The organism is Hydrogenivirga sp. 128-5-R1-1 (genome assembly GCF_000171895.1).
Genome location: NZ_ABHJ01000003.1, coordinates 21,759 through 46,491, shown reverse-complemented (window position 1 = coordinate 46,491; position 24,733 = coordinate 21,759). Strand labels below are relative to the sequence as shown.

26 protein-coding genes are annotated in these 24,733 nt (G+C 50.7%); 12 read left to right on the top strand and 14 right to left on the bottom strand.

Translation table 11 applies throughout. The annotated features are described in order from the left end of the window. Window positions 1-50: 50 nt before the first annotated feature. Window positions 51-3,566 carry a valine--tRNA ligase gene (locus tag HG1285_RS13580; protein WP_008286532.1) on the bottom strand — a complete coding sequence of 1,172 codons (3,516 nt, stop codon included), beginning with the start codon at window positions 3,564-3,566 and terminating at the stop codon, window positions 51-53. A 78-nt stretch (window positions 3,567-3,644) separates the two neighbouring features. Between HG1285_RS13580 and rimO the strand changes: the two genes are divergently transcribed. Together rimO and HG1285_RS13590 are read left to right on the top strand one after the other, a co-directional pair. Then, window positions 3,645-4,919: a 30S ribosomal protein S12 methylthiotransferase RimO gene (rimO, locus tag HG1285_RS13585; protein ID WP_343122627.1), complete on the top strand. Its 1,275-nt coding sequence runs from the start codon at window positions 3,645-3,647 to the stop codon at window positions 4,917-4,919. Between the two features lie 121 nt (window positions 4,920-5,040). Continuing rightward, window positions 5,041-6,354 carry an outer membrane protein transport protein gene (locus HG1285_RS13590; protein WP_008286530.1) on the top strand — a complete coding sequence of 438 codons (1,314 nt, stop codon included), beginning with the start codon at window positions 5,041-5,043 and terminating at the stop codon, window positions 6,352-6,354. A gap of 41 nt (window positions 6,355-6,395) precedes the next feature. Here HG1285_RS13590 and HG1285_RS13595 read toward each other — a convergent pair whose 3' ends face one another. Both HG1285_RS13595 and HG1285_RS13600 read right to left on the bottom strand, forming a co-directional pair. Continuing rightward, window positions 6,396-6,809 carry a secondary thiamine-phosphate synthase enzyme YjbQ gene (locus tag HG1285_RS13595; RefSeq protein ID WP_008286529.1) on the bottom strand — a complete coding sequence of 138 codons (414 nt, stop codon included), beginning with the start codon at window positions 6,807-6,809 and terminating at the stop codon, window positions 6,396-6,398. Beyond that, window positions 6,806-7,195, bottom strand: a complete 390-nt coding sequence (locus tag HG1285_RS13600) for a hypothetical protein (protein ID WP_008286528.1) — start codon at window positions 7,193-7,195, stop codon at window positions 6,806-6,808. Before HG1285_RS13600 ends, HG1285_RS13595 begins: the two co-directional genes overlap by 4 nt. Before the next feature lie 58 nt (window positions 7,196-7,253). On the opposite strand from HG1285_RS13600, the gene trpE reads away from it, so the two are divergent. Beyond that, on the top strand, window positions 7,254-8,729 hold the full coding sequence (trpE, locus tag HG1285_RS13605; protein ID WP_008286527.1) for an anthranilate synthase component I: 1,476 nt from the start codon (window positions 7,254-7,256) through the stop codon (window positions 8,727-8,729). A gap of 6 nt (window positions 8,730-8,735) precedes the next feature. Here the strand turns inward: trpE and HG1285_RS13610 are convergent, their stop codons facing one another. The 3 genes from HG1285_RS13610 to HG1285_RS13620 are packed head-to-tail and all read right to left on the bottom strand — an operon-like array spanning window position 8,736 to window position 12,560. Further along, window positions 8,736-10,598 (bottom strand): diguanylate cyclase, encoded by a 1,863-nt coding sequence (locus tag HG1285_RS13610; RefSeq protein WP_008286526.1) that lies wholly within the window; start codon window positions 10,596-10,598, stop codon window positions 8,736-8,738. Between the two features lie 23 nt (window positions 10,599-10,621). Further along, entirely contained in the window at window positions 10,622-12,319 is a 1,698-nt protein-coding gene (locus HG1285_RS13615; protein ID WP_232219446.1) for a cytochrome c biogenesis protein ResB, read from the bottom strand. Beyond that, window positions 12,288-12,560 carry a septation protein SpoVG family protein gene (locus HG1285_RS13620; RefSeq protein WP_008286524.1) on the bottom strand — a complete coding sequence of 91 codons (273 nt, stop codon included), beginning with the start codon at window positions 12,558-12,560 and terminating at the stop codon, window positions 12,288-12,290. The genes HG1285_RS13615 and HG1285_RS13620 overlap by 32 nt, the downstream gene beginning before the upstream one ends. A gap of 23 nt (window positions 12,561-12,583) precedes the next feature. On the opposite strand from HG1285_RS13620, the gene ftsY reads away from it, so the two are divergent. Both ftsY and HG1285_RS13630 read left to right on the top strand, forming a co-directional pair. Beyond that, the gene (gene ftsY / locus HG1285_RS13625) at window positions 12,584-13,966 is read left to right on the top strand and encodes a signal recognition particle-docking protein FtsY (protein WP_008286523.1); all 1,383 of its coding nucleotides are present in this window, start codon (window positions 12,584-12,586) and stop codon (window positions 13,964-13,966) included. A gap of 38 nt (window positions 13,967-14,004) precedes the next feature. After that, entirely contained in the window at window positions 14,005-14,877 is an 873-nt protein-coding gene (locus HG1285_RS13630) for an ATP-dependent Clp protease proteolytic subunit (protein ID WP_008286522.1), read from the top strand. On the opposite strand, the gene fetB is transcribed toward HG1285_RS13630, so the two are convergent. Then, on the bottom strand, window positions 14,864-15,604 hold the full coding sequence (gene fetB, locus HG1285_RS13635) for an iron export ABC transporter permease subunit FetB (protein WP_008286521.1): 741 nt from the start codon (window positions 15,602-15,604) through the stop codon (window positions 14,864-14,866). The genes HG1285_RS13630 and fetB overlap by 14 nt on opposite strands. 48 nt (window positions 15,605-15,652) lie before the next feature. Between fetB and thrC the strand changes: the two genes are divergently transcribed. From thrC to HG1285_RS13650, 3 genes are read left to right on the top strand one after another with little or no spacing between them, the layout of a single operon-like run. Next, the gene (thrC, locus tag HG1285_RS13640) at window positions 15,653-16,711 is read left to right on the top strand and encodes a threonine synthase (protein ID WP_008286520.1); all 1,059 of its coding nucleotides are present in this window, start codon (window positions 15,653-15,655) and stop codon (window positions 16,709-16,711) included. Further along, complete coding sequence (locus tag HG1285_RS13645; RefSeq protein ID WP_008286519.1) at window positions 16,711-17,262, top strand: class II aldolase/adducin family protein; 552 nt, start codon at window positions 16,711-16,713, stop codon at window positions 17,260-17,262. The genes thrC and HG1285_RS13645 overlap by 1 nt, the downstream gene beginning before the upstream one ends. Window positions 17,263-17,277: 15 nt before the next feature. Then, window positions 17,278-17,760, top strand: coding sequence for a glycine cleavage system protein H (locus HG1285_RS13650; protein WP_008286518.1), 483 nt, complete (start codon window positions 17,278-17,280; stop codon window positions 17,758-17,760). On the opposite strand, the gene HG1285_RS13655 is transcribed toward HG1285_RS13650, so the two are convergent. Both HG1285_RS13655 and lpxK read right to left on the bottom strand, forming a co-directional pair. Further along, window positions 17,751-18,893, bottom strand: a complete 1,143-nt coding sequence (locus HG1285_RS13655) for an MFS transporter (RefSeq protein ID WP_008286517.1) — start codon at window positions 18,891-18,893, stop codon at window positions 17,751-17,753. The two genes, HG1285_RS13650 and HG1285_RS13655, sit on opposite strands and share 10 nt — an antisense overlap. Then, a complete protein-coding gene (lpxK, locus tag HG1285_RS13660) occupies window positions 18,880-19,824 on the bottom strand; it encodes a tetraacyldisaccharide 4'-kinase (RefSeq protein ID WP_008286516.1) in 945 nt (314 codons plus the stop codon). Before lpxK ends, HG1285_RS13655 begins: the two co-directional genes overlap by 14 nt. 17 nt (window positions 19,825-19,841) lie before the next feature. On the opposite strand from lpxK, the gene pyrE reads away from it, so the two are divergent. Together pyrE and HG1285_RS13675 are read left to right on the top strand one after the other, a co-directional pair. Continuing rightward, window positions 19,842-20,384 carry an orotate phosphoribosyltransferase gene (gene pyrE / locus HG1285_RS13665; RefSeq protein WP_008286515.1) on the top strand — a complete coding sequence of 181 codons (543 nt, stop codon included), beginning with the start codon at window positions 19,842-19,844 and terminating at the stop codon, window positions 20,382-20,384. 301 nt (window positions 20,385-20,685) lie between these two features. Continuing rightward, complete coding sequence (locus HG1285_RS13675) at window positions 20,686-21,513, top strand: DMT family transporter (RefSeq protein ID WP_008286513.1); 828 nt, start codon at window positions 20,686-20,688, stop codon at window positions 21,511-21,513. 27 nt (window positions 21,514-21,540) lie between these two features. Here the strand turns inward: HG1285_RS13675 and HG1285_RS13680 are convergent, their stop codons facing one another. Further along, the gene (locus HG1285_RS13680; protein ID WP_008286512.1) at window positions 21,541-22,581 is read right to left on the bottom strand and encodes a hypothetical protein; all 1,041 of its coding nucleotides are present in this window, start codon (window positions 22,579-22,581) and stop codon (window positions 21,541-21,543) included. 151 nt (window positions 22,582-22,732) lie between these two features. Then, window positions 22,733-23,254, bottom strand: a complete 522-nt coding sequence (locus tag HG1285_RS13685) for a gamma carbonic anhydrase family protein (protein WP_008286511.1) — start codon at window positions 23,252-23,254, stop codon at window positions 22,733-22,735. A gap of 17 nt (window positions 23,255-23,271) precedes the next feature. Between HG1285_RS13685 and HG1285_RS13690 the strand changes: the two genes are divergently transcribed. Then, window positions 23,272-23,562 carry a hypothetical protein gene (locus HG1285_RS13690; RefSeq protein WP_008286510.1) on the top strand — a complete coding sequence of 97 codons (291 nt, stop codon included), beginning with the start codon at window positions 23,272-23,274 and terminating at the stop codon, window positions 23,560-23,562. Beyond that, window positions 23,522-24,028, top strand: a complete 507-nt coding sequence (locus tag HG1285_RS18680) for a DUF6036 family nucleotidyltransferase (RefSeq protein WP_008286509.1) — start codon at window positions 23,522-23,524, stop codon at window positions 24,026-24,028. Before HG1285_RS13690 ends, HG1285_RS18680 begins: the two co-directional genes overlap by 41 nt. On the opposite strand, the gene HG1285_RS13695 is transcribed toward HG1285_RS18680, so the two are convergent. The 3 genes from HG1285_RS13695 to HG1285_RS13705 are packed head-to-tail and all read right to left on the bottom strand — an operon-like array spanning window position 23,988 to window position 24,710. Beyond that, window positions 23,988-24,212, bottom strand: a complete 225-nt coding sequence (locus tag HG1285_RS13695) for a hypothetical protein (protein ID WP_008286508.1) — start codon at window positions 24,210-24,212, stop codon at window positions 23,988-23,990. The two genes, HG1285_RS18680 and HG1285_RS13695, sit on opposite strands and share 41 nt — an antisense overlap. 9 nt (window positions 24,213-24,221) lie before the next feature. Next, a complete protein-coding gene (locus HG1285_RS13700) occupies window positions 24,222-24,482 on the bottom strand; it encodes a type II toxin-antitoxin system RelE/ParE family toxin (protein WP_008286507.1) in 261 nt (86 codons plus the stop codon). A 3-nt stretch (window positions 24,483-24,485) separates the two neighbouring features. Then, window positions 24,486-24,710 carry a ribbon-helix-helix domain-containing protein gene (locus HG1285_RS13705; RefSeq protein WP_008286506.1) on the bottom strand — a complete coding sequence of 75 codons (225 nt, stop codon included), beginning with the start codon at window positions 24,708-24,710 and terminating at the stop codon, window positions 24,486-24,488. Window positions 24,711-24,733: the final 23 nt, after the last annotated feature.

Here is a 24,733-nt window from a genome sequence, read left to right as displayed (position 1 = left end):
GCTCTATAGAGTGCAGAGGTTCTTAAAGATACTCCCTGCTCTGGTTTCCATCAACCTTTAAGAACGCCTAGAATTCTCTCAACCTTCTGCAGGTCTTCTTCAAGCTCCTGCTTTATCCTCTTCTCCTTCTCAACAACCTCTGGAGGTGCCTTCTTGACGAAGTTTTCGTTGGAGAGCTTTTTATTTACCCTCTCAAGCTCCGTCAGGAGCTTCTCTCTCTTCCTTTCGTAAGACTCCGTCAGCTTGTCCACATCAACGTGACCTTCCACGGAGAGGTATATCTCAACGTCCCTTGAGAAGGTTGCAAGAGTGTTTTCAGGTCTTTCGGAGACTTCCGAGAACTCCTCCAGCCTTGCGAGGTTGAGTATGTGGGCTTTGAACTCTTCTATCACGGACTTTGAGAGCTCGCCCTCAGCCCTGTAGAAAGCCCTTAGCTTCCTGGAAGGTTCTATCTGTAGGTCTGCCCTGAGGGAGCGGACAGCACCTATTATCTCCCTGAGTCTGTCCACCCTCTCCCTGTCCTCCGGGAACATCTCTTCCTGTTTCTTCTCGGGGAAGTCCTTCAGGGATATGCTCTCGCCGTCGCTTGAGGGCAGCTTATGCCACAGCTCTTCTGTTATGTAGGGCATGAAGGGGTGGAGTATTCTGAGAGCCTTCTCAAGGACGTAGTGGAGCGTGTAGAGCGCAGTCGTTTTTTCAGAGAGTATCGTAGCCCTCTCCTTTTGGGCTGCTTCGTCCTCACCTTCGGGGAGCTCCCTGTATATCCTCTCTTTGGTGAACTCTATATACCAGTCACAGAAATCAGACCAGAAGAAGTCGTATATAGCCTGCGATGCCCTGGAGAAATCGTAGGATTCCAGAGCCCTGTTTACCTTTTCGGCGGTTTCGTTCAGAAGGGTCATTATCCACCTGTCCTCGGGCTTCAGGGGAGCCATGTAGGGGAGCATCGTGGCGAAGTCATCGGGGGTGTTCATCAGAACGAAACGCGTAGCGTTCCATATCTTGTTGGCGAAGTGCTTGTATCCCTCAAACCTCTTCTTTGAGAGCTTTATGTCCCTGCCCTGAACCGTGAGTATAGCGAGGGTAAACCTGAGGGCGTCGGCACCGTAGTCTTTTATCACGTCAAGGGGGTCTATGACGTTGCCTTTTGTCTTGGACATCTTCTGCCCCTTCTCATCTCTGACGAGGGCGTGGACGTAAACGTCGTGGAAGGGTATGTCCTCCATGAAGTAGGTGCCCATCATGATCATCCGGGCGACCCAGAAGAATATGATGTCAAAGCCCGTGACCAGAAGGTCTGTGGGGTATAGGTTCTTGAGGTCTTCGGAGCTTTCGGGCCAGCCAAAGACACCGAAGGGCCAGAGAGCGGAGGAGAACCAGGTGTCCAGGACGTCCTCCTCCTGCTTTAACCTTTCAGAGCCGCACTTTTTACACTTGAGGAGTATCCTCCACTTCTTGCTCCTGCTGTCGTATCTGTATAAACCCCTCGTGGACACCCCCGGGGTGAGCATAGCCATAGGGTTTGCTTCCTGCGTGAAGAATAGCCTGAGGGAGTGGGCGTCCACCTCCGTGGAGTGGTATCTGTGAAACACGAACTTCTTGTAAAAGTCAAGGACGGTCATCTCCGGGTGGACGAAGTTTGGAGAGTGAAGAACCTTCTCTATCTCCTCGGGCGTGAACTCTAAACCTATCTTGCCGTCCGCTATTAGGTTGAATATCAGCTTGTCGTAAACCCTGTCAAAGTCGTCGTCGGTGAAAACGTTAGCTTCACTGCAGTCCTCGCAGTACCATACAGGTATCCGGTGCCCCCACCATATCTGACGGGAGATGCACCAGTCTCTCAGGTTGTACATCCAGTCCAGGTAGAACTTCCTCCACTGCTCCGGTATGAACTTAACCTGCTTTTTGCGGACCTCCTCCTTCTTCTCTCTTTCCACCTTTACCTGTATGGACTTCTGGACGGGTTCAAGCCTTGCGTTTCCCGTCTCTATAACCTGAAGGAACTCGTAGCCTTCATCGTCCCACCTGTAGAGGTTCAGCCTGTTTCCCTCAAAGGCGAGGAGGTATCTACCTCTCTCTACGCTTGACTCAACGCCCTGTCTGATTACTGATATCTCTCCGTTGACCCCTATCAGGAACTCAAGCCCGGAGGGCTTCCTCATGAACTCGTAAGTGAGCCTTTTTGCTGTGTCTATTACTTCTTCCCTTCCTTTGGGGTAATAGATGTAAGCGAGCTCTCCTTCCCTTATGCCCGTGAGGAACTCAATGCCCTCGTTGAGCACAACCACCGCCTTGGTCTCACCGCTGACCTCGTCGCTAACGGGTATGGTTACGGTTAGACCTTCCACTTCAGCGAACTGAACGAAGAGCTCTTTCTCCTCTCTCTCCTCTATGCCCTCCTCCACAACCTTTATGGACACGTCCCTTATGGCAGGGTCGGACACCTTGACGAACCACTGCCTTGACACCATAGGCTCAACCACCGTCTTACACCTGTAACACCTGCCGACTGCGTGGGTGTGTTCCTCCTCCTTCTCAAGCAATCCCAGTTCTCTGAGCCTTTCAACTATCCTCTTCCTCGCCTCGTACCTCTCCAGACCTGCGAACTCACCGGCGTTCTCGTTCATGAAGGCTCTCTCGTCCATAACCTTGACGAAGGGGAGGTCGTGGGCTCTTCCCATCTCAAAGTCGTTGGGGTCGTGGGCTGGGGTTACCTTGACCGCACCTGTTCCGAACTCTGGCTTAACCCTCTCGTCCGCTATTATGGGTATTAGGTTGTCTATCTCCTCACCCGAGAGGGTCTTCCTCTTCCACTCAACGAGCGGGAGCCGGAGCCTTTTACCCACAAGCTCCTTGTACCTCTCGTCCTCCGGATTGACCGCCACGGCGGTGTCTCCCAGCATGGTCTCCGGTCTCGTAGTGGCTACCGTAACGAAGCCCGAGCCGTCCTCAAGGGGGTACTTTATGTACCAGAGCTTCCCTTTCTCCTCCTCGTGTTCAACCTCAAGGTCTGACAGGGCTGTTAGGTCTTTGGGACACCAGTTGACTATGTATTCGCTCCTGTATATGAGCCCGTTCTCGTAGAGTTCCCTGAACGCCTTCCTGACAGCTCTTGAAAAGCCTTCATCAAGGGTAAACCTCTCTCTCTTCCAGTCCACGGAGACACCGAGCTTCTCAAGCTGGGTTCTTATGGCGTTTCTTGACTTTGGAACCCACTCCCAGACCTTTCTGATAAACTCCTGTCTCCCGAGTTCCAGCCTGCTTTTGCCCTCCTCCTGGAGCTGCTTATCCACAACGTACTGGGTGGCTATGCCGGCGTGGTCAAAGCCGGGCACCCAGACAACCTGCCTGCCCTTCATCCTCTGCCAGCGGGCTACTATGTCCTGGAGGGTTGAGTTGAGGGCGTGTCCCATGTGGAGTGAGCCCGTAACGTTGGGGGGAGGTATGACCACCGAAAACTTCTTCCGCCTGTCTGGTTTCTCAACGTGGTATATAGCCCTCTCTATCCAGAACTTGGACCATCTATCCTCTATCTCGCTTGGGTTGTAATCCTTGAGCTCTTTCATGGGAAGGATATTATAACTTAGGGAGGTCAGGGGGTTGTCCTCGCACCGTGGATCTTTCCGGCAGGGCTTATATTATTCATTCCTATGAAAGTTGGAGTTATCAGCCTCGGCTGCTCTAAAAACCTCGTTGATTCGGAGATACTGCTTGCGAGGCTGAAGTCTGCCGGCGTGGAGCTTACATCGGATATTGAAAGTGCAGACTGTATAGTGGTCAATACCTGCGGTTTCATAGAGGACGCGAAGCGTGAGTCCATAGACACTATACTTGAAGCCATAGATACCGGCAAGAAGGTTCTCGTTATGGGCTGCCTCGTTGAGAGGTACAGGAAGGAGCTTGAAAAGGAACTCACGGAGGTTGAGGGCTTCTTCGGGACACAGAGCTGGGATGAGATACTCAAACACCTTGGTCTCCAGCCAAAGTACAGCGCACCCTACAGGCTTCTCACAACTCCAACATCCTACGCTTACGTCAAGATAGCTGAAGGTTGTAACCGCCTGTGCTCCTTCTGTGCCATACCCAAGATAAGGGGAAGGCATCTTTCAAGACCTGTTGAGGATATAGTTTCCGAGGTGAAAGACCTCGCTTCGCGAGGTGTTAAGGAGATAGACATAGTATCCCAGGACACCACTTACTACGGGAAAGACCTTTACAGGGAGTACAGGCTAACGGAACTCCTGAAGGAGCTTGAGGAGGTGGAGGGTATAGAGTGGATAAGGCTGCTGTACCTGTACCCTACTGAAGTGAGTGACCAGCTCATAAGCTACATAAGGGACTCAGAGAAGGTGCTCCCTTACTTTGACATGCCCATACAGCACATATCCAGCAAAGTTCTGAAGAGTATGAGGAGAGGCTACGACGAGGGCTTTGTAAGGAGGCTTATTGAGAAGATAAGGTCTGAGATACCCGAAGCTGTTTTGAGAACCACCCTTATAGTGGGCTACCCGAACGAGGACGAAGAGGACTTCAGAAGGCTTTTGAACTTCGTTGAGGAGGGACACTTCCACTGGCTCGGGGTGTTCACCTACTCGCCGGAGGAAGACACGGGCGCCTTTCCCCTGGGAGACCCACTTCCACAGGAACTCAAGGAGGAGAGAAAGGAGACCCTCATAGAGGCTCAGAGAAAGATCACGGCAAGGAAAAACGCCTCCCTTGTAGGTAAGAGGTTCAAAGTTATAGTGGACGGCTTCTCCAGTGAGTTCTCCTTCGTCCCTAAGGGCAGGGCTTACCTGCACGCCCCCGAGGTTGATGGAGCCGTGTATATTGAGTCGGAGGAACCCCTTAAGGTCGGCGATCGGGTTGAGGTTGAGATAACACAGGCTACGGATTACGACTTAGGCGGACGGGTTGTATAGCTTTATAAGAATATATTGATATAACTTAATGTTCGTGCTGTATAAGAAATTAAAAAGCATGATGTATCGGCTGTGGGGGTTAAAATCCTTGAGTAAGTAATCCTTACAGGGAGGTAGGAATATGAGAAAGGCTTTACTTATAGGTGCCCTGTTCTCAACGGCAACGCTGACCTTTGCTACGAACGGGGATAACCTGATAGGCTTGACGCCTGCATCAAGAGGTATGGGTGGAATAGGTGTTGGTGCACCCGTTGGGCCCGTTGACTCGGTGTTCAGAAACCCAGCATGGATGAGCGTAATGGAGAACAAGTTCACCGTTCAGTTCGGTGGAATACTGTTCATGCCGAAGGTGAAGGCAAGGTACAAGAATCAAAGCGCAAGCATAGAAACTGGGTACGTAAAAAGCAAGGCAGACACTTTTATGGTTCCAGAAATAGGTGTAGTACACAGGATAAGTGACAGACTCGTTTTTGGTCTTGGTGCCTTTGGTGTCTCTGGAATGGGTGTTGACTACAGGGATAAGAATAGTGCACTCGCGCAGATGCATACTACTTTCCAGTTTATGAGAATTATTCCCGCAATATCAGTGCAGGTAAATGAGATGATCTCTGTTTCTTTTGCTCCTCACATAGCTTGGGGTTCTTTAGATATGGGAGCATTTATGTTGTGTGATACTAATGGAGATGGTAACCCTGACGTTGATTGTAATGGAAGCGGTGGTATAGATGCTGGTGATGTGTACAATGCTGGCGGCGGACAGTCGCAGGCTCTTGGGCTTGGATTCCAGGTTGGGGCTTCGCTGAATTTTGGAGACTTCTTATACGCAGGTATTACATATCAGTCACCGGTAAGCATGAAGTATAAGAATGTATTTGACGCTAACCCGCCGACTACACCTGGAGCTTACGACTTTGATGATTTAAAGCTTCAACAGCCCCAGGAAGTTGCACTTGGTATAGGTGCTGCACCTCTTGATGGTCTTAAAGTTGGTCTTGATGTTAGGTGGATAAACTGGAAAGATGCCGATGGCTACGGAGATTTCCAGTGGGATGATCAGTGGGTATATGCGATAGGTGCTGAGTATAAACCTATGGAGAAGCTTGCTTTAAGGATAGGTTATAACTACGGGAAATCTCCTATAGATGGAGGAGACAAGGGTACCACACCTCCATCTTCCCCTAATATACTAAACGCTCCATTTTCAGATTTTAATATCGCTTGGTTTAACCTTATAGGGTTCCCAGCCATAACAGAACAGCACATAACCTTAGGTGCAGGGTACGAATTCACCAATACCTTTGCCGTTGACTTTTCCTATGTCAGGGCGTTCGAGAAGAAGGTAGAAGCCTGCGCTCAGGGTAGTAACTGTAATGTTCTGGTCGGCGCCAAGAACGCTCAAGACTCCATTTCCGTTGGTCTGAACTGGAAGTTCTAAGAAATCTCTACACCCCTTCCCGGTTGGGAGGGGGGTCCTTTTTACTCACCTATTATCTTTATGATCACCCTCTTTGGTCTCTGTCCATCAAACTCCGCGTAGAAGACCTCCTGCCAGGGTCCAAGGTCTAATTTGCCCTCTGTTATGGGTAAAACTACCTGCAGGTGGACTAAGAGGTTCTTAAGGTGGGCGTCCCCGTTGTCTTCACCTGTTAAATGGTGCTTGTAGTCCTTTCTGAAGGGGGCGAGCTTTTCAAGCCACTCCCATATATCGTCGTGCAACCCTTCCTCGTCATCTTGAACTATAACGGCGGCGGTGAGGTGCATCGCAGAGACCAGACAGAGCCCTTCCCTGACGCCGGACTCTTCAACCGCCTCCCGGACTGTGTCAGTTATCCTTATGAGCTCTCTTCTCTTTTCCGTTTTGAAGGTCAGGTATTTGGTGTAAGCCTTCAACTTACCTTGAGTTCCTCAAGCTTTCCCTTTATATTCCCGAGCTCCTTTTCAAGGGTCTCCACCCTCTCCATGACCTTGGGGCAGTAGAACACCTCTCCCTTGGACACGTATTTAGCTCTCCTCTTGAGCTCCTTTATCCTTCTCCTCGTTCTTCTTAAGTCTCTCAGGTAGAACCACCTCGCGAGTGAGCTTGCCGTCTTGAGAAGGTCTTTTCCATTAGCCCTGAGCTCTCTCTTGAGCCTTCTTCTCTCCTTCTGTCCTGCGTGGAAGGAGAGTAGCTCAACCGTCTTCTTGCCCTTGCCTTCCTTTACGACGCTCTCCATAACGTCCTTGAGAGAACCCTGAAACTTCTTCTTGCTCTTTCCTATCTTTACCCAGAGCTCCATCCTCCGACCTCCTTAGGAGAGAGTGCATATTATATCACAATGGTTTATCATACAATCCATGGAGCTCAACCTTTCCAGAGAACAGGCGAAGAAGCTTTCCTCCGAATACAACGTCATACCTCTGTATACCGAGTTGCTCGCGGACGTGGAAACACCTCTCTCTCTCTTCCTGAAGCTCAGGCGTCCAGACCGCTTCAACTTCCTCCTTGAAAGTGCCGAGGGCGGAGAGAAGTGGGGAAGGTTCTCCTTCGTGATACTGGGTTCTTCCTTCTACGTTAGGACGAAGGGCAGATACGGTGAGGTATACAGCAGGGCGAGGGTTGATCTCTTTGAGAGCGAAGACCCTGCGGGTGTTATAGACAGAATAATAAGGAGCTTCAAGCCTTACAACGACCCCAACCTGCCGAGGTTCTGGGGAGGGCTGGTGGGCTACTTTGCTTACGATGTGGTCAAGTTCTACGAGCCTATAGGGGACAGCAACCCCGACCCGGTAAAGACCTACGATGTTTTCATGGTTCTGACGGACGTTGTGGTTATACACGACAACCTCACGGGTAAGATAAAGGTGGTGTATCCCATTCTCACCGACAGAGGGGTTGAGGAGGAGTACGACAGGGCTGTTGCTTCCATAGAGGAGGTCGTGAAGACGCTCTCTACGGGGAGGGCAGAGCCGATAAGTTTCTCTGAGAGGGAGCCTAACCTGTCCGTGTGGCGTTCAAACTTCACGAGGGAAGAGTTTGAAAGGGTTGTGGAGAGAGCGAAGGATTACATAGGACAGGGAGACATAATCCAGGTAGTCCTGTCCCAGCGATTCAGGAGAGAGTTCAGGGGAGAACCCGAGAACATATACAGGGCTTTGAGATATCTGAATCCTTCTCCCTACATGTACTACCTGGACTTCAGAGACCTGAAGGTGATAGGCTCTTCACCGGAGGTTCTCGTCCGGGTGGAAGGGAGGCGCATAGAGACGAGACCCATAGCGGGAACACGACCGAGGGGGAAAACTCCGGAGGAGGACAAAAGACTTGAGGAGGAGTTGCTCGCAGACGAGAAGGAGAGGGCTGAACACCTCATGCTCGTAGACCTCGCGAGGAACGATCTGGGCAGAGTATCTGAGATCGGCAGTGTGAAGGTTGAGGACTTCATGAGGGTTGAGAGATACTCCCACGTGATGCACATAGTCAGCGATGTTGTCGGAACTCTTAGGGAAGGACTTTCGGCTCTGGACGTGCTCAAGGCAACCTTCCCGGCGGGAACAGTCTCGGGAGCACCAAAGGTCAGAGCTATGCAGATAATTGAGGAACTGGAGAGGGAGAATAGGGGCATATACGCCGGCTCGGTAGGATACATCTCCTTTCAGGGCAATATGGACATGGCTATAGCCATAAGGACGGCGGTGCTCAGGGACAGGGAGGTTTTCGTTCAGGCTGGTGCGGGCATAGTGGCTGACTCTGTTCCGGAGAGAGAGTGGGAGGAGACCCTGAACAAGGCTAAAGCCCTCATGAAGGCGGTTGATATGGCAGACCTGCCTTAACACTCATCAGTACTCTTCCCCGCTCCACATCTCGGGAGTAAATCTCACCACACGGTTCCTGCCCTCTTCCTTAGCCCTGTATAGGGCTACATCCGCAAACTTTATGCACTGCCAGAACTTGCCGTCGCAGTCCTTGGGAAACTCTGAAACTCCTATGCTAACGGTCTTCTTTATAACGCCGCCCGATATCTCTATGACCTTGTTCTCTATAGCCCTCCTTATCTTCTCGGCAACCTTCTTAGCCGTGCCCTCCCTCACGTCAACGAGGAGCACCAGTATCTCCTCCCCGCCGAAGCGAATCACGTAGTCCGCCTCTCTTACGCTGCTCTTTATAATGCTCGCTATCTCCTTGAGAACCCTGTCCCCTACGTCGTGCCCGTACTTGTCGTTTATCTGCTTGAAGTAGTCTATGTCTATCATTAGAATTCCCAGAGAGGTTCCCCTCCTCTTCACCTGGGCGGAGAGCTTATCGGCTATCTCGTCCAGGAACCTCCTGTTGTAAAGTCCCGTTAGCTGGTCTATGTAGGACTGCTGCTGGAGGAGCTCCATTAGACTCTTGGACTCAAGCACGGGAGAAGCCTCCTGCAGATACCCCTTTATGTAAGGGATGAGCATCCTGACGAACACGTCCATGTCCTTCTCGTAGACTATCTGGACTACGCTTCCGACCTTACCGCCTATGTTCACGGGTATGCAGTAATACTGGAGACCGCTCGTTAAACACAGGTCGTTGTGGGCAAACCTTGGACAGATACAGGGAAACTCCAGCGAGTCCACGTCCTCGCCGGTTCTCTTTGCCCTGCACTCGTTGGCATCCTCCAGAATTATGTTGGAACACCACATACTCTCCCCGTGGACTGTGACCACGTGCATTGAGTTCTTTCTCTCGTCAACTTCGTATATGGAGAACTTGTCAAGGCTCATGTAGTCCGCAAGGACTGTCTCTATCCTCTCGTATATGTCAGCCTTCTTTATGTCCTGCTCTATTGTCCTCTTGAAGTGGGAGATCTTAACGAGCTCGTCCACTATCTTTTCCGTATCCTTCAGGGCGTTCTCCGTTTCCATAACGTTGTAGCCTATCAGCATGGAGACCTTTTCCCTTATCCTGTTCAGCATGGAGTTCAGTTGCTCACCGACCCTGTTTACCACCTCCGCGATCTCTCCCGCCTCGTCGTCAAGCTCCGTCTCAACCGTATCCCTGAAGTTGCCCTCCTTGAAGTTGTTGAGCACCCTCTTCACGTCGTTGAAGAGCTTCCTGTAGGGCTCAAAGTACCTGACTATCACTATGAAGAGCACCACGAAGATCCCACCTGCGGTGGCTGTGTAAACACCAAGGAGTAAGAGGGCTTCGTTCCTCTTCTCCGTCAAGTCCATCGCGAGGCTGACCGCACCGAGGACTTCTCCCTCCTTAACCTGATGACACTGGAGGCAGTTCACCCGCCCTGTGGAGGTAGCTTTGTAAGGTATTACGAGCTGGTAAACCACCCTGTCTCTGTCCTCAAGGAGTAAGTTCTTTATCTTTCCCGTTTTGAGAACTTCCTTCTCAAGGGGGTTCTTTGGCTCTTCCTCGTCCATACCCTTACCGAACTGCTTCTTCACAGCCTCGCCCCTGATGACCCTCACGTACTCAAGCCCGTGGGTCTCCTTTATCTGCTGCAGGAAGAGGTCTCTCCTGTCTATAACTCCGAGAACCATATAGGAGGTCAGCGTGTCCCTGACTATCTCGGCAACGGTCATGGCGTTTTCCTTGGAGCTATTTATTACGCTCTCCCTGAAGAAGAAGGCGACTATCCCTACCGTCAGGACGAAGAGGACAAGGAGAAGCAATCCCGTCTTCAGAATAAGGCGTCCCCTCATTCCCTTGAACATACGATTACCCCGCCCTCATAATTTTACTCCCCACTCTGGGGCTTAGGCTCGCCGTGATGGTGCAGTTGCTCAAGCTCCCTCAGGAAACTCCTCTTAAACTCCTCCTTGAACTTGTGGGAGTAGAAGGCTATCTTGACCGTATCCCCCTCTATCCTGACCCAGACCTTCCTGTGGACTGTATAGAAGGCTATCATCATGCCGAGGACGAGGATTATGGAGCCGAGCCAGATTATGTTAGTTCCGGGGTGGAAGGAGACCTGAAAACCCGAGTAGAACTGGGGAACGAAGCCGTCCATGAAGAAGACGTAAGGGAAGTCCTCCAGCTCCTCAGACTGGGAGTAGAGCAGCACCGTTATCTGGGGGTCGTAGACGAGGGGAACGTTGTAAGCTTTTCTGTTGAGCAGGACTTTGAGCACGACCGCGGGGGCGAGGTCTCCCTCAAGACCCCTGTCGGGGTTCTGTATGTTGAGCACCACCCTCTCTATGGACACGAGCATGTCCTTGAACTCAACCACCTTGCCGCTCCCTATGGTGAACTTGCCCACTATAGCTCTGTGAGCCTCTTCCTCCTTCTCTGCGAGCCTCTTGTCAACGACGACAACCCCCATCTCCTTGACTCCGCCCGTGAGTCCGTAGGAAGCCTGAAATATCCTATAGCTCTTGAAGTCAAAGGGCTTGTTTACCTCAACCACACCCTCAGCCACCTTCTTTCCCGAGTTCAGTATCTCAATCTTGCTCCTGTAGGAGGCGACCGCATCCTTGAAAGCCTCGGCCACCTTTATGCCCTTCTGCTGAGCCTCTTCACCGTAGGTTATTATCCGGAACTCCTTCAGGTGAACGGCGAAGGGAAGCCTGACCCTTCTGTCCTCCGCACCCACGAGCATTATGTCGGACGTATCACCCTCGGGGACGGGCAGGAAGCCCCTTATACCGAAGACGGCGTCTATCAGAGCACCCGCCATTATGACGAGCAGGGCTATGTGAACTATGTAAACGCCGAGCCTTGAAAACCTGCCTTTCTCGGCAAAGAGGTATATCCTGTCTCCCTCTTCCTCCTTGAACACCTTGAAGCCTCTCTTGAGAAGCAGGTTAACGATCTCGTGAGAATTTTGGGTCTTCACCGTGAGGGGTTTAAGGCGTTTCTCCGCCTTATCGTCAAGTTTGAGTATCCTCTCGCTACCGAAGGTCTGTCTCCATATCCTCGGAAGCCTCTTTATTGAACAGACTGTAAGGTTGACGGCAAGGAGCACTATGAGGGCTATGTAATACCAGGAGTGGAAGACGTCATTGAGCCAGAGCTTCCAGAACCACACAGCCTTTGTGGGTCCGAACTGGTCAAGGTAGGTTTCAAAGGGCTGGAGTTGCTGTATGTAGGTGGAGCCCAGCATGGAAAATATGCCCAGCAGGAGCATTATGAATATGGCGAGTTTCAGGGAGGCGAAGAAGTCGTAGAGGAAGCCGAAGAAGTTCCCGTGCTTCCTGTAGTCCTTGATTAAGTCCTTCACACCCTTGTAAAGGGTAGCTACAAGACCTGTGAGGAAGAGCAGCCCCGACACACCGAAGAGGCTCCAGAAAAGGAGCCCGTACTCGTCTGTATGGAACAGCCCGTATATTACTACCCCCGAGAACAGTATGAGGGTGGCTACAAAGAACCCGAAGGATTGAACGATAGAAGCCATAGTTTGAGCTTTATATTTTAACCTCTTCTCTGTAGGTATCAACAACCTTTCTCCTTATGTCCTCAAGGAGCTGTCTTGAGAGTATCTCTACCGCATCGTAACTCCTGTCCCCGAGCTGTATGCTGGGCATCTGAACGTAGAAGCCTCCGTGTTTGTTCTTCATGAGCTTCACCGCCTTTATGAGAACCTCTTCCCCCAGCTTAACGTCGGCGTAACCCACAAGACCCCCCTTCCTCCCCGGAAGCTCAAAGGGATAGAACTTAACCACCTCAACCTTTAGCATAGTGATTTAAGATAATACTCGTAATGCTCTTCTTCAAAAAATCCGAGGTAGAAAAGAGGGCAGAGAAGGGTGATAAGAGTGCCATACTGGAGCTTCTGAGAAAAGGCAAGAGAGACAAAGCCCGAAAGCTCCTTGAGAGGCACGAGGAAGACCCGGACCTCAGAAAGGTTCTCTTTGACCTTTACCTGGAAGAGGAGAACTACATGCAGGCTTACCGCCTCCTGGAGCGATACGGGAATGAGCTCGGGAGTGCTGAGGAGAGGGGGCTCGTTTACGAGAAAGCGGGAAACTACACCAAGGCTGTTGAGGAGTACCTCAAGGTAGGGAGCTTTGAGAGCCTATACAAGGTGGGCGGTATACTCAGCGCCACGGGACAGAGGGAGAAGGCTCTTGAGGTTCTTGAGAGAGCTCTGAAGATAGCTCCACCCTCTAAGAGGGAAGAGCTTGAAAAGAAGATATACGAACTGAAGAAAGCCCTTGGGCTCGTTGAAGAGAAGAAGGAGAGCCTCCTTGATAAGTTAAAAAAAGGTCTAAGGAAGACTAAGGAGAGCGTAGAGTTCGGCATAGTCTTCAGGGGCAGGAAGGTTGACGATGAGCTCTTTGAAGAGCTTGAGGAACTCCTTGTGAAGGCTGACGTCGGCGTGAAGACTGCCGTGAACCTCGTTGAAGACCTCAGGAAGACCGCCATAAGGAAGAACATAAAGAGCTCTGAGGAGCTCAAAGAGATCACCAAGGAGAAGGTCAAAGAGCTACTCAGGGGCTGTGAAGGCAAGTTAAACCTCCCCACAGAAAAAAAACCCGTGGTGGTTCTATTTCTCGGGGTAAACGGCTCGGGCAAGACTACCACCATAGGTAAGCTCGCCCACAGGTTCACAAAGGAGGGCAAAAGGGTTCTCCTCGTCGCTGCGGATACCTTCAGGGCTGCAGCCATAGAGCAGCTGGAGGTGTGGGCTCAGAGGTCTGGTGCGGACATAACCAAGAAGCACGAAGGTGCAGACCCCGCATCGGTCGTTTACGAGGGCGTTGATAGAGCCATAAGGGAGGGACACGATGTAGTCCTGATAGACACCGCAGGCAGGCTACATACCAAGGAACCCCTGATCCAGGAACTACGCAAGGTCAAGAAGGTTATACAGAAGCTCGCACCAGAGGAACCTTCTGAGACCCTCCTCGTCCTGGACGCAACCATAGGGCAGAACTCTATACAGCAGGCAAAGGTCTTCAAAGAGGCGGTTGACATAAGCGGCATAGTCGTTACCAAGCTTGATGGCAGCGCCAAGGGTGGAGCCGTGATAGCGATATGCCGGGAGTTGAAGATTCCCATAAAGCTCATAGGTGTGGGAGAGGGCATAGACGATTTACAGCCCTTCAGCGTTGATGAGTATGTTGATGCCCTATTTGATTGAAGCCCGTGCTATAGTTTTAAAACAAGGGAGGTAAAGGTATGCCAGCGTACGACCCCTTTTCTTACATGTTTAACCTGCTGTGGTTTATGTTCATCTTCTTCCTAATTCTGAGCCCCTGGTTCAAGAAGATGTCCATTCAGAGGGCGAGGGAGGCTGCCATAAGAACGATAGAGGAGAAGAGGAAGAGCAGGGTGATCACGATGATACACAGGCAGGAAGCGATGGGCTTCCTCGGGATACCCATATTCAGGTTCATAAACATTGAGGACTCCGAGAGGGTTCTCAGGGCTATAAGGATGACGCCCGACGACATGCCCATAGATTTTGTGATCCACACTCCGGGAGGGCTCGCCCTCGCTGCAACCCAGATAGCGAATGCCCTCGCAAAGCACAAGGCACCCGTCAGGGTCATAGTCCCCCACTACGCCATGTCCGGTGGAACCCTCATAGCTCTCTCCGCTGACGAGATAATAATGGACCCCAACGCAGTTTTAGGTCCAGTAGATCCCCAGATAGGGCAGATGCCCGCCGCCTCCATACTCAAAGTGCTTGAGAAGAAGGAGCCCAAGGACATAGACGACCAGACCCTCATACTTGCGGACGTGTCCGAAAAGGCTATAAGGCAGATGAAGGAGTACCTCACCAACCTCCTGACCTCAAAGGGTATGGAAAAGGAAAAGGCGGAGAGGATAGCCGAAGAGCTCGCCGTTGGAAAGTTCACCCATGACTACCCCCTTACGGCTGACTACCTGAAGGAGCTCGGACTGAACGTTATAACAGAGGTGCCTGAGGAGGTTTACGCCCTCATGGAACTCTACGAACAACCTGTAGGCGCCCAGCCCCCTTCCGTTCAGTACATACCCGTTCCTTACAGACAGCCCGCACAGGGTTCAGGGGTTAAAGACTCTTAGAGGCTATGTGAAAAGCCCACCTGTAACCTGTGTAGAGCATGAGGACGCTTCCCAGGAGACCTGCAAACACGAGGGCGTAGAGTATCACTATCTGGTAAAGTATGGCATTCATCGGGTCTGCCCCTGCCATGAGCATACCCACGGCTACACCGGGAATGTGAACGAGCCCTGCCGCTTTCATAAAGTTTATCTTTGGTATCAGAGAAGTCCTCAGGCTGTCCACGAAGGCTTCCTTCATAGCGAACCTCAGAGTGGCTCCGAGTGCCACCTTAGCTTCTATCTCCTCCCGTCTGTTCCTGACCTCGCCCAAAAACCTGTCAAAAGCCAGAGTTATTGAATTGAGGACGTTGCCCACTATCAGACCTCCAAAGGGTATCAACTGGTGAGCCTCCGGCTTAAGGATTCCCACTGAAAGAAGCGGCGCCACAGTTGTAAAGGTTGTCAGAGTTATTGAGAGAAAGCTCGCCAGCAGAACCTCCCTGTGCCTCACCCTCTCGTAGGCTATAAAGGCGGAGACAAAAGACATCCCTAAAATCACGAGGGAGAGCTCCCACAGGGACTCTAACCTCAAGAGGTACTTCAGCACGTACCCGAGAAGTACAAGCTGAAAGGCGGTTCTCACGGAGGAAAGGAATATCTCCCTCTCGTTTCCAAGACCTTCTCTGCGGGCTATCAGTATTGAGAACACGATGAGGGCGTAAGAGAGTATGAAGATGTGCTGTTCCATAGAGCCTAATATTTTCCAACATTTCGGGGTTATAATTAAGAGCGTGTTATGGGTTCTTGGCAGGGAATAATAAACCAGTACAGAGAATTCCTACCCGTAAACGAGGAAACGCCCGTCGTCACCCTGCTGGAGGGGAACACACCACTCATAGAGGCTCCCAACCTCGCGGAGGCTATAGGCTTCAGGGGAAAGATATACCTCAAGTATGAGGGCTTGAACCCGACAGGGTCCTTCAAGGACAGAGGCATGACCGTGGCAATATCCAAAGCTGCAGAGTCGGGTAAGGAAGCGGTCATCTGCGCTTCAACGGGGAACACCTCAGCCTCTGCCGCAGCCTACGCAGCGAGGGCTGGCATGAGAGCCTACGTGCTCCTTCCCAAGGGGGCGGTCGCTATAGGGAAGCTCTCTCAAGCTATGATATACGGGGCTAAGGTTCTCGCCGTGAGGGGAACCTTTGACGATGCCCTCCACATAGTCAGGAAGATAGGTGAGAAGTATCCCGTTGAGATAGTTAACTCCGTGAACCCGTATCGGATAGAGGGACAGAAGACAGCCGCCTACGAGGTTTGCGATGTGCTGGGGAACGCCCCCGACTATCACTTCATACCCGTTGGCAACGCGGGTAACATAACAGCCTACTGGAGAGGGTACAAGGACTATAAGAAGGCTGGCAGGATAGATAAACTCCCTAAGATGATGGGGTGGCAGGCGGAGGGTGCCGCACCGATAGTGAAGGGCTATCCCATAAAGAACCCCCAGACTGTAGCCACCGCTATAAAGATAGGTAACCCCTACAGCTGGAAAAATGCCCTTAAAGCCGCCGAGGAGTCAGGAGGGAAGATAGACATGGTGAGCGACGGGGAGATACTGAACGCCTACAAGACGATAGCCTCAAGCGAGGGTGTTTTCTGTGAACCTGCCTCGGCTGCGAGCGTTGCCGGTCTGATAAAGCTTACGAGAGAAGGATTCTTTAAAGGTGGGGAGGTGGTAGTATGCACCCTGACGGGTAACGGACTGAAAGACCCGGATACAGCCATAAGGGTGTGCGAGGAGCCTATCACCGTTCCTCCCCAGATAAGTGCCGTGGTGAGAGAGCTTGGCTTCTGATGGAGTGGGTATACAGGGAGATAGAGGGGGTAGGAAGGCTCCTGTTCAAGGAGGGGCTCGTAAGCGCCCGTTCCGGCAACATAAGCAGGGCTTTTACGAATGACCTGTTTATAACGCGCACCGGCTCAAACTTAGGTGCTCTCAGGAAAGAAGACATAATAGAGCTACCCCTCGGAGAGGAGCACATACTTGATGATAGGGCTTCCGTTGAGCTCCCGGTGCACAGGAGGATAATCCTTGAGACGGGTACGTCCGCGGTGGTTCACGCCCACCCAACCTACACCCTGCTCATCTCTTACACTCTGGACTCCATAGTTCCAGTGGACTCAGAGGGAAGGGAGATCCTCGGCAATGTTCCCGTGATTGAGCTTCAGAAACCCTCGGCATCGGAGGAGCTTGCGCGTGAGGCTTCGCGGGTGCTAAAGAGCTCTCCCGTGGTGGTTGTCAGAGGTCACGGGGTATTTGCCTGCGGTAGAGAGCTCTTCAGGGCTTACAGTCTTGTATCAACCTTAGAGCATTCCTGTAAAATACTCTTTCTAAAGGGTCTATGAACCAGGAGGTATGTAATGGCTGAAGAGGTTGTCTATAGAGGCTGTAAGTTGCCGCCCGACCTGTACTACGACATAGACAATCAGGTGTGGTTCAGGTTGAACGAGGACGGAACTGTAACGGTGGGTGCCACGGACATAGGGCAGGCGAGGGCTGGAAAGATAATAAACATAAGGATAAAGAAGCCCGGAAGGCACGTTCCCAAGGGTAAACCCTACGCCTCCCTTGAGAGCGGCAAGTGGACAGGACCAATACCTGCGGTTATAGAGGGAGAAGTGATAGAGAGGAACGAGGAGCTCTTTGACGACCCGGAGCTCATAAACGACGACCCCTACGGTAAGGGGTGGATAGTGAGGGTGAAACCCACAGACCTGGAGAGAGACCTTAAAGACCTCGTTACCGGAGATGAGGCTATTCAGAAGCAGAAAGAGTACATAGAGAGGGAAAACGTGAACTGCGGAGAGGAGCTCGCCCAGATAAGCAAGAAGTTCTACTCCTGAAGTCTTCTCTGGCAGATTAAGAATAGGGGAATGGATAAGAGCTGAAGCAGGGTTGAGTACACAACTACATAAAGGACTCCTGCGGAGTACAGGAAACCCATGAGGGCGTTGCCCAGAAAGATGGAAACGCCAAGGAAAAAGTGAAAGAGTCCGTAAGCCCTACCCCTCTCTTCCCTTCTGGTGAGTTTAGCTATGGCAGAGCGCATTATGGACTCCTGAACCCCAAGGCTTATGCCCCAGAGGGCTATTCCCAAATACAGGGCTGAGGAGTCTCCCTTAAAGAGCAGGAAAGTAGCGGGCACTCCAGCAAGGACTCCGATAGAGAGGGCGTACATACCTATCCTGTCAAAGAGGAACCCGAAAGCCAGAGCTGAAAGGGCATCAAGGAGCATGGCTGCGGAGAATGCGAGGGGAATGGAGGGATCCGACATTAGGTCGTTTTCTCTCCAGTGGAAGGCTACAAGGGGGAACTGAACGAACCCAAGGGACAGGAGTGAAGAGCCAACGAGGTAGAGGTAAAATACAGACCTCGGGCTTTTAACTTCCTCTGTAACAGCTTTTGGTTCCAGAAACTCACCCTTAGCCTTCAGCAAAAGGAGCATCGCAAACACGGAGGGGAACAGCAGGCTTAGAAAGGTTACCCTGTAGTCTGAGCTCAGGGAAAGCACCACCGCCACTAAGAGGGGTCCTAAAACCGCACCCACCTGGTCAAGGAACTCGTGTATCCCAAAGCCTTTTCCGTAGCCAACTTTCTGCGTGGCAAAGGAGAGTATGGCGTCCCGTGAAGGGGTTCTGATAGCCTTTCCAAGCCTCTCGGTCAGCAGGAGACCGGCTACCCACATCCAGCTTTTAACCAGCCCCATCAGAGGCACAGAGAAGAGGGTGAGGGCATACCCGGACATGGTGAGGAACCAGTAAGCTCTCGTTCTGTCAGCGAGATAACCAAAGAGTAGTCTGAGGGAGTAACCGAAAAACTCTCCTCCTCCAGCCACTAAACCCGTGACCACGCTCCCGGCTCCGAGAACCGATAGGTAGGAACCCACCACGCTCCTCGCCCCTTCGTAAACGACATCTGAGAGCAGGCTGACTATTCCCAGGAGAACTACAAGCCGGTAAGCTCTACCCCTTTCCAACCCTCTCCCTCACGAAGTCAAGGAGCCCTTCCACCTCAAGCTCAAAATCAAGGGCGAAGAGGTTCTCAACGGCAGGGAGCTTCACCATGTCCTTGGGGGTGGTGATGTAGGTCTCTCCCTCCTTCAGAGAAAAATCCTTGTAGGTGTAATGATCCGGAAAGCTCAACCTCTCCTTGAGTCTGAAACCGAGCCTTTCAAGAGACCTGAAGAACTGCTCGTTGCTCCCGAGCCCCGCAAAGGCGACAACTTCTCTATCCTTCAGAGTTTCAAGAGGGACGCGCTCAAAGCGCGTGTTTAAAAGATGTGTGAAACGTCTGAACATCTTGAACACGGGCTTTTCCCCAAGCTCAAACTCAAAGGGTTCTATGTCCTGGTAGGATAAGACCACAGCGTCCGCACGGGAGAGGTTCTTTAGGGGCTCCCTCAGAAGTCCGGCGGGCAGGAGACTGTCCGTGAGGTCTCGCCTTCTGAGCAGGACTATGTCAAGGTCTCTGTGAAGTCTTCTGTGCTGGAAGCCGTCGTCCAGAACTATCAGCTCAGCACCCAGCCTCTCAACAGCGAGGAGACCGCCCCTGTACCTGTCTTCGGAGACAACCACTGACGCCGATGGTAACAGTTTGGCAAGTAGGTAAGCCTCGTCTCCCGCTTCCTCAACCCCAACCTTCAGTTCTCCCCACTCCGAGACCACGAGCGTCCCTTTGCTCTTCCTCCTGTATCCTCTTAAAAGAACCGCCACCCGAAGGGTCCTTCCAAGCTCCTGAGCTAAGCATCTGACCAGAGAGGTCTTCCCCGTCCCACCTGCGGAGATGTTGCCCACCGAGACAACGGGGACGGGGAGTTTTTTTCTCTTCAAGATGTCCCTGTCGTACAGGAGGTTCCTTAGATTAACCGCTCCGCGGTATATAAGGGAAAGTGGGTAGAGCAGAAACACACTAAAATATTAGCACCATGGAAAGGGAAAGGCTAAAAGAGCTCATAAAGGGACGCTCTCTCAGGGTGGCTGATGAGCCGGTCTTCAAGCTCTCTTCTGGAAAGCTCAGCAGGTATTACATTGACCTCAAGCAGATAACCTTTGACCCGGAGGGTGCCTACATAGTGGGAAAGCTCATGTACGAGCTCGTTAGGGAGTTTAACCCAGACGGCGTGGGAGGTCTTACCCTCGGAGCCGACCCGATAGCCTACTCGGTCTCTTTCGTCTCATACATGGACGGGAACCCTATAAAGCCCTTCGTGGTCAGGAAAGAACCCAAGGGGCACGGCATGGGAAGACAGATAGAGGGTCTGCTTAAGGAGGGTAGCAGGGTCGCTGTGGTTGAAGACGTGGTAACCACCGCTGGTTCTTCCCTTAAGGCTGTTAAGGCTTGCAGGGAGGCAGGTTTTGAGGTTATCGGTGTATTCACCATAGTGGACAGGGAGGAGGGAGGAAGGGAGAACGTTGAGAAGGAGGGGCTCGCTCTCTATTCCCTCTTCAAGCTCTCCGAGCTGTTATGAGAAGGAGATTTATTCTTGAAACCGTCAGGAATCTGTGAGTTGGATTAATAGTAGGTTCCCTTATCGCCCCTATCGCTAAACCCATGACGGAAGACGATGCTATTTATGTCATTTTTGTGCTCACTGCTGGCTTGATACTTATACTATCTTATACAAAGGAGAAAAGGATGAGTGATATACAAATTTTTGCCTTAATCGGTCTTATAGTATTCATCTTTGCTCTTGGGTTGCTCTGGTTCAGTCTAAAGCCGGAGAAGTCCGTTTCTAATTAACTCACGAGCCTATATCCTATACTACTTCCATGCTCGGGATACTCCTCGCCCTTCTCTCCGCCTTCTTCTGGGCGACCAACGACATATTCAACAAGAAGAGCCTCCTTAGAGGGTACGATGAAAACTTCGTCCTATGGATAAGGTTCCCTGTTGGCGCTGTACTACTTCTTCCTCTCGGACTCTACTTCTGGGAGCTCAACTTCACGGTCATCTGGACGACCTTCGTCTGGCTACCTCTGGAAGTGGTTGCCTCGGTATTCTTCATAAAGGGGATAAAGTACGCTCCCCTATCGGTGGGAATGCCCTTCTTCGCCTTCATGCCCCTATTTTCTGCCCTCTTCGGGTTTTTCCTCCTGGGAGAGAGGATAAGTGCGGAGGGTTTCCTCGGTATAGTCCTCATACTCCTCGGCTCTGTGGTTATAACTGGTGGTTCTTTAAGGAACTTCTTTAAAGCGAACAGGGGGAGTTTATATATGCTCCTCTCTGCCATGCTCTTTGGCTTCAACGTTGTGGTGGGGAAATTCGTGATAATCCAGAGCAATCCCTTCTTCTTTTCTTGGTACTACTGTCTCGTTATGAGCCTCGGATTGATTCCCTTCGTGGGGGTTAGAGAGCTCCTAAACAGGAAAAACTACAGAAATCCCCTGAACCTGCCTATGGGGATATTTTTCTCCCTGGGTGTGGTCGCCTACACCACAGCCCTACTTTACACCTTCACCTCCTACGTTGCTTTGTTAGAGAGGCTCGCGATCATACTTGACGTCCTTTACGGGAAGCTCTTCTTCGGAGAGGAGATAAGAAGGAGCTTCTGGGGAGCTTTGCTGAAGGTTTTAGGAGCCGTGCTTTTGGGGATTTAAAAGGAGCCCCCAAGGGGGCTGAGGGAGTTATTGAGTACTTACTATTACACCTATGTCAATGTAGTAATTGCCTGTATTATCCTTAGATATGGCAAAGTAATACTTGTCTGTTGGATCATAGAAGACATGAACTTTATTGGTACTTCCGGTAGCATCACAATTTCCTGTGTTTGAGTCATAATTACCAACCGTAGCACAGGTTAGCCCTGGATAGTTATTACCATTACAATCCTGGTCAAACTGTACAACAGCACAGTAAGTATTCCCTCCACCCTGCCATACATACTGCCACTGGTTGTTCTTGTATTCCAGTTTGGACGTTCCGAGTTCGGGGGAATTGTTTGTTACATCGTATGAAAAGTACTCTATGTTGTATGTTTTAGTATTGTCAAATTCACTAGCTACTGCCACCTTCTCAAGACCTATTCCAAAACCGCTACCATCAGCATAATCAACCACTATTGCCTTTCTGTTCGTTCCAGGCTTTACGTAAACCCTAACGTCAACTCCATCATTGCTGGGGTTATAACTACTACAATTGGATATACCGAGCTTGGCCTGTATAACTTTATTCTGTGTATCCAGTGCCCAGCATCCACTGCCACTTGTGTTACTGGTTAGATCATAATAAGTAAACGTCCCATCATTATTTACGGTCAAGTCTGCTAATATTAACCCTGTTGTTTTGAGTTCCAAATATATATAGTTACCAACAACGCTGGTCTGTGTGGGATCAGCGCTGTGCTGTAAACCAATTATAAGGGCAATGTTGCTACCCTCTTTAATAGCAGCCAGACCTAAATTGTTAGCAAGGAGCATATCTGCGACTTTTTGCCCGTTTTGCAAAACCTTCCAGAAAGTTTGTCCGTTGTTGTAAGCTTCTAAATCCGCAGTCCCTGAGCATGTTCCACCGCACCATTGGGTAGCCCAGTAACCTGTAAATTCATACGTAACTTGGTTGTTGTTTACCGTAAACTTAGCGTAATCTCCCTGCGCGGCAGCACCTATATACGTGCCGGATGGTGCTGTTTTAGACGTAGAAGTTGAAGTTGTATCACCCCCCCCCACCTCCTCCGCATGCTACAAGCAGTGACAGGCTGGCGATCCCTGAAAGCAGTGCGAACTTCTTCATACTCCTACCTCCCTTAAAATTGTTTGTCTTAGTTTAGCAGAAAGAAATCGCTGTTTGTCAAGGAAATTTACATTACCTAATGGGCGTTCATTTACCAGAGTTTAAATACTCGTTCTTATACCTCACGTAGTTCTCTGCAGACTCCTCTATAAGCTTTATCTCTTCACCTTTCAAATCCCTCACCACCTTTGCAGGAACTCCCGCCACGAGCACACCTGAGGGTATCTTCTTGTTGGGGGTTACCAGCGCCCCAGCCCCGACGAGGACGTAATCCTCTATCTCTACCCCGTCCATTATTACAGCACCCATCCCAACCAGTATGTTGTTTCCGAGAACGCATCCGTGGAGTATGACCCTGTGCCCCACGGTGACGTTGTTACCTATTATCGTGGGATGGGTGTCGTGGGTGACATGGACAACCGAGTTGTCCTGGATGTTCGTCCTCTTACCTATCCTTATGTAGTTCACATCCCCCCTCACCACGCTTCCGAACCATACGGAGGAGTCCTCCCCGATTTCAACGTCCCCTATGACGTAAACGTTGTCCGAAAGGTAAACTGAAGGATGAACCTTCGGAAATATACCCTTGTAAGGCTTTATCACTGCCATCGGATTAAATTATAACCGTGCCCGTAGTTGAACACAGATGGCTTGAAGCTCTGTTTAGCCCTGAGAAGGCGAAGGAACTAAAGCGTTCGGACAAAAATGAGTTTCTAAGGGCGGTCGCATGGTATAAAACCTTCAAAAACGAGCTGTCCATATACGGGATAAAGAACGATGTGCTGGAGGAGTTCATCAGGTCTCAGGGGGATAAGATCAAGGTTGATAAAAACGACCTTAAGAAAAATCTGAGGAGGTTCAGAGAAGCCCTTTACTATGAGACACATATACGAGGAGCTTGCAAAGAGTCTTGCTGAAAGGAATCTGAGAGCACGAATTATCGCGGTCGGGAGGAGTGCCCTTGAACTTTATGGGATAGAGGCTCAGTACACACAGGATATAGACTTTGAACTTATAGCAGACGAAGAGGTGTGGAATGAGATAGGGAGGTTGATTGAGGGTTTGGGAGTGAGAGCGGACTACGGTGAGGACTTTGACCGCTGGAGTGTAGTTCCCATGCCAAAGGGTTACAGGGAAAGGGTGGAGTGTGTGATAAAGTTCGGAGATGTGGAAATATGCGTGCTAGACCCTGTAGATTATGTGATAGCAAAGCTGAGAAGGGGGACTGCGGAAGATGAAATGGATGCGCAGGCGGTTATGAGGAAATTCAATCTGAGCAGAGAAGATATTGAGGAAAGGCTTAAACTCGTAAAGCCAGTCAAGGACGTTGAGTTCTTCCTCTTCAAGAAACGGATGGAGAGCTTCCTCTCAGGTGCTTCCTGATCCACAGGAGTGAGCTCACCCCCACGAGCAGGAGGGTCATGAGGAAGGCTACAGGTAGGGCGAGCTTCTCGTTAACCCTGTTTACCGTATCCCACACAAACAAGAAAAAGAGATAAAAGCCGTAAAGGACGAAGATGAAGGAAATAACCTGCCATACCTTCCTGAGCAGCTCCTTAGGGTGCATGGAAGTATTCTAATACACTTCTCTCCTGTGTCCTACCCTGATTATAAGTATCAAAGGCTTATCCTTGTCTTCTTTGTAAATTACCCGGTAGTTACCAACCCTCAACCTGTAAAGACCTGCGTGTTTACCTTTGAGGGATTTTATGTTGTTTTTAAGCGCCTCGGGATTGCTTGCGAGAATATCCAGCTTCTCTTTGATCAGCTTCTGGACAGGTCTGTCCAAACTCCTGAACTCTTCGTAGGCCTTCCTGAGGAATTCTATTCTGTACATTCTTTATAGGTCAAGATTTCTGTAAACCTCCTCCGCAGGTATAGTGTCTGTTTCACCTCTTTCAAGTTCTTTTAATCTTTCCTCTGCGATCTTGAGGTCAAGGTAATCAAAGTAAAAGGTAAGAGCCTTCTCAATGATCTTGCTCTTCTTTTCTCCAAGCTCGGAGCTGAACCTTTCCAGTTCGTGGGCAAGTTCCTCATCAAGGGTTATGTTTAATCTTTTAACCATGTGTGTAAATATACACATTTTTT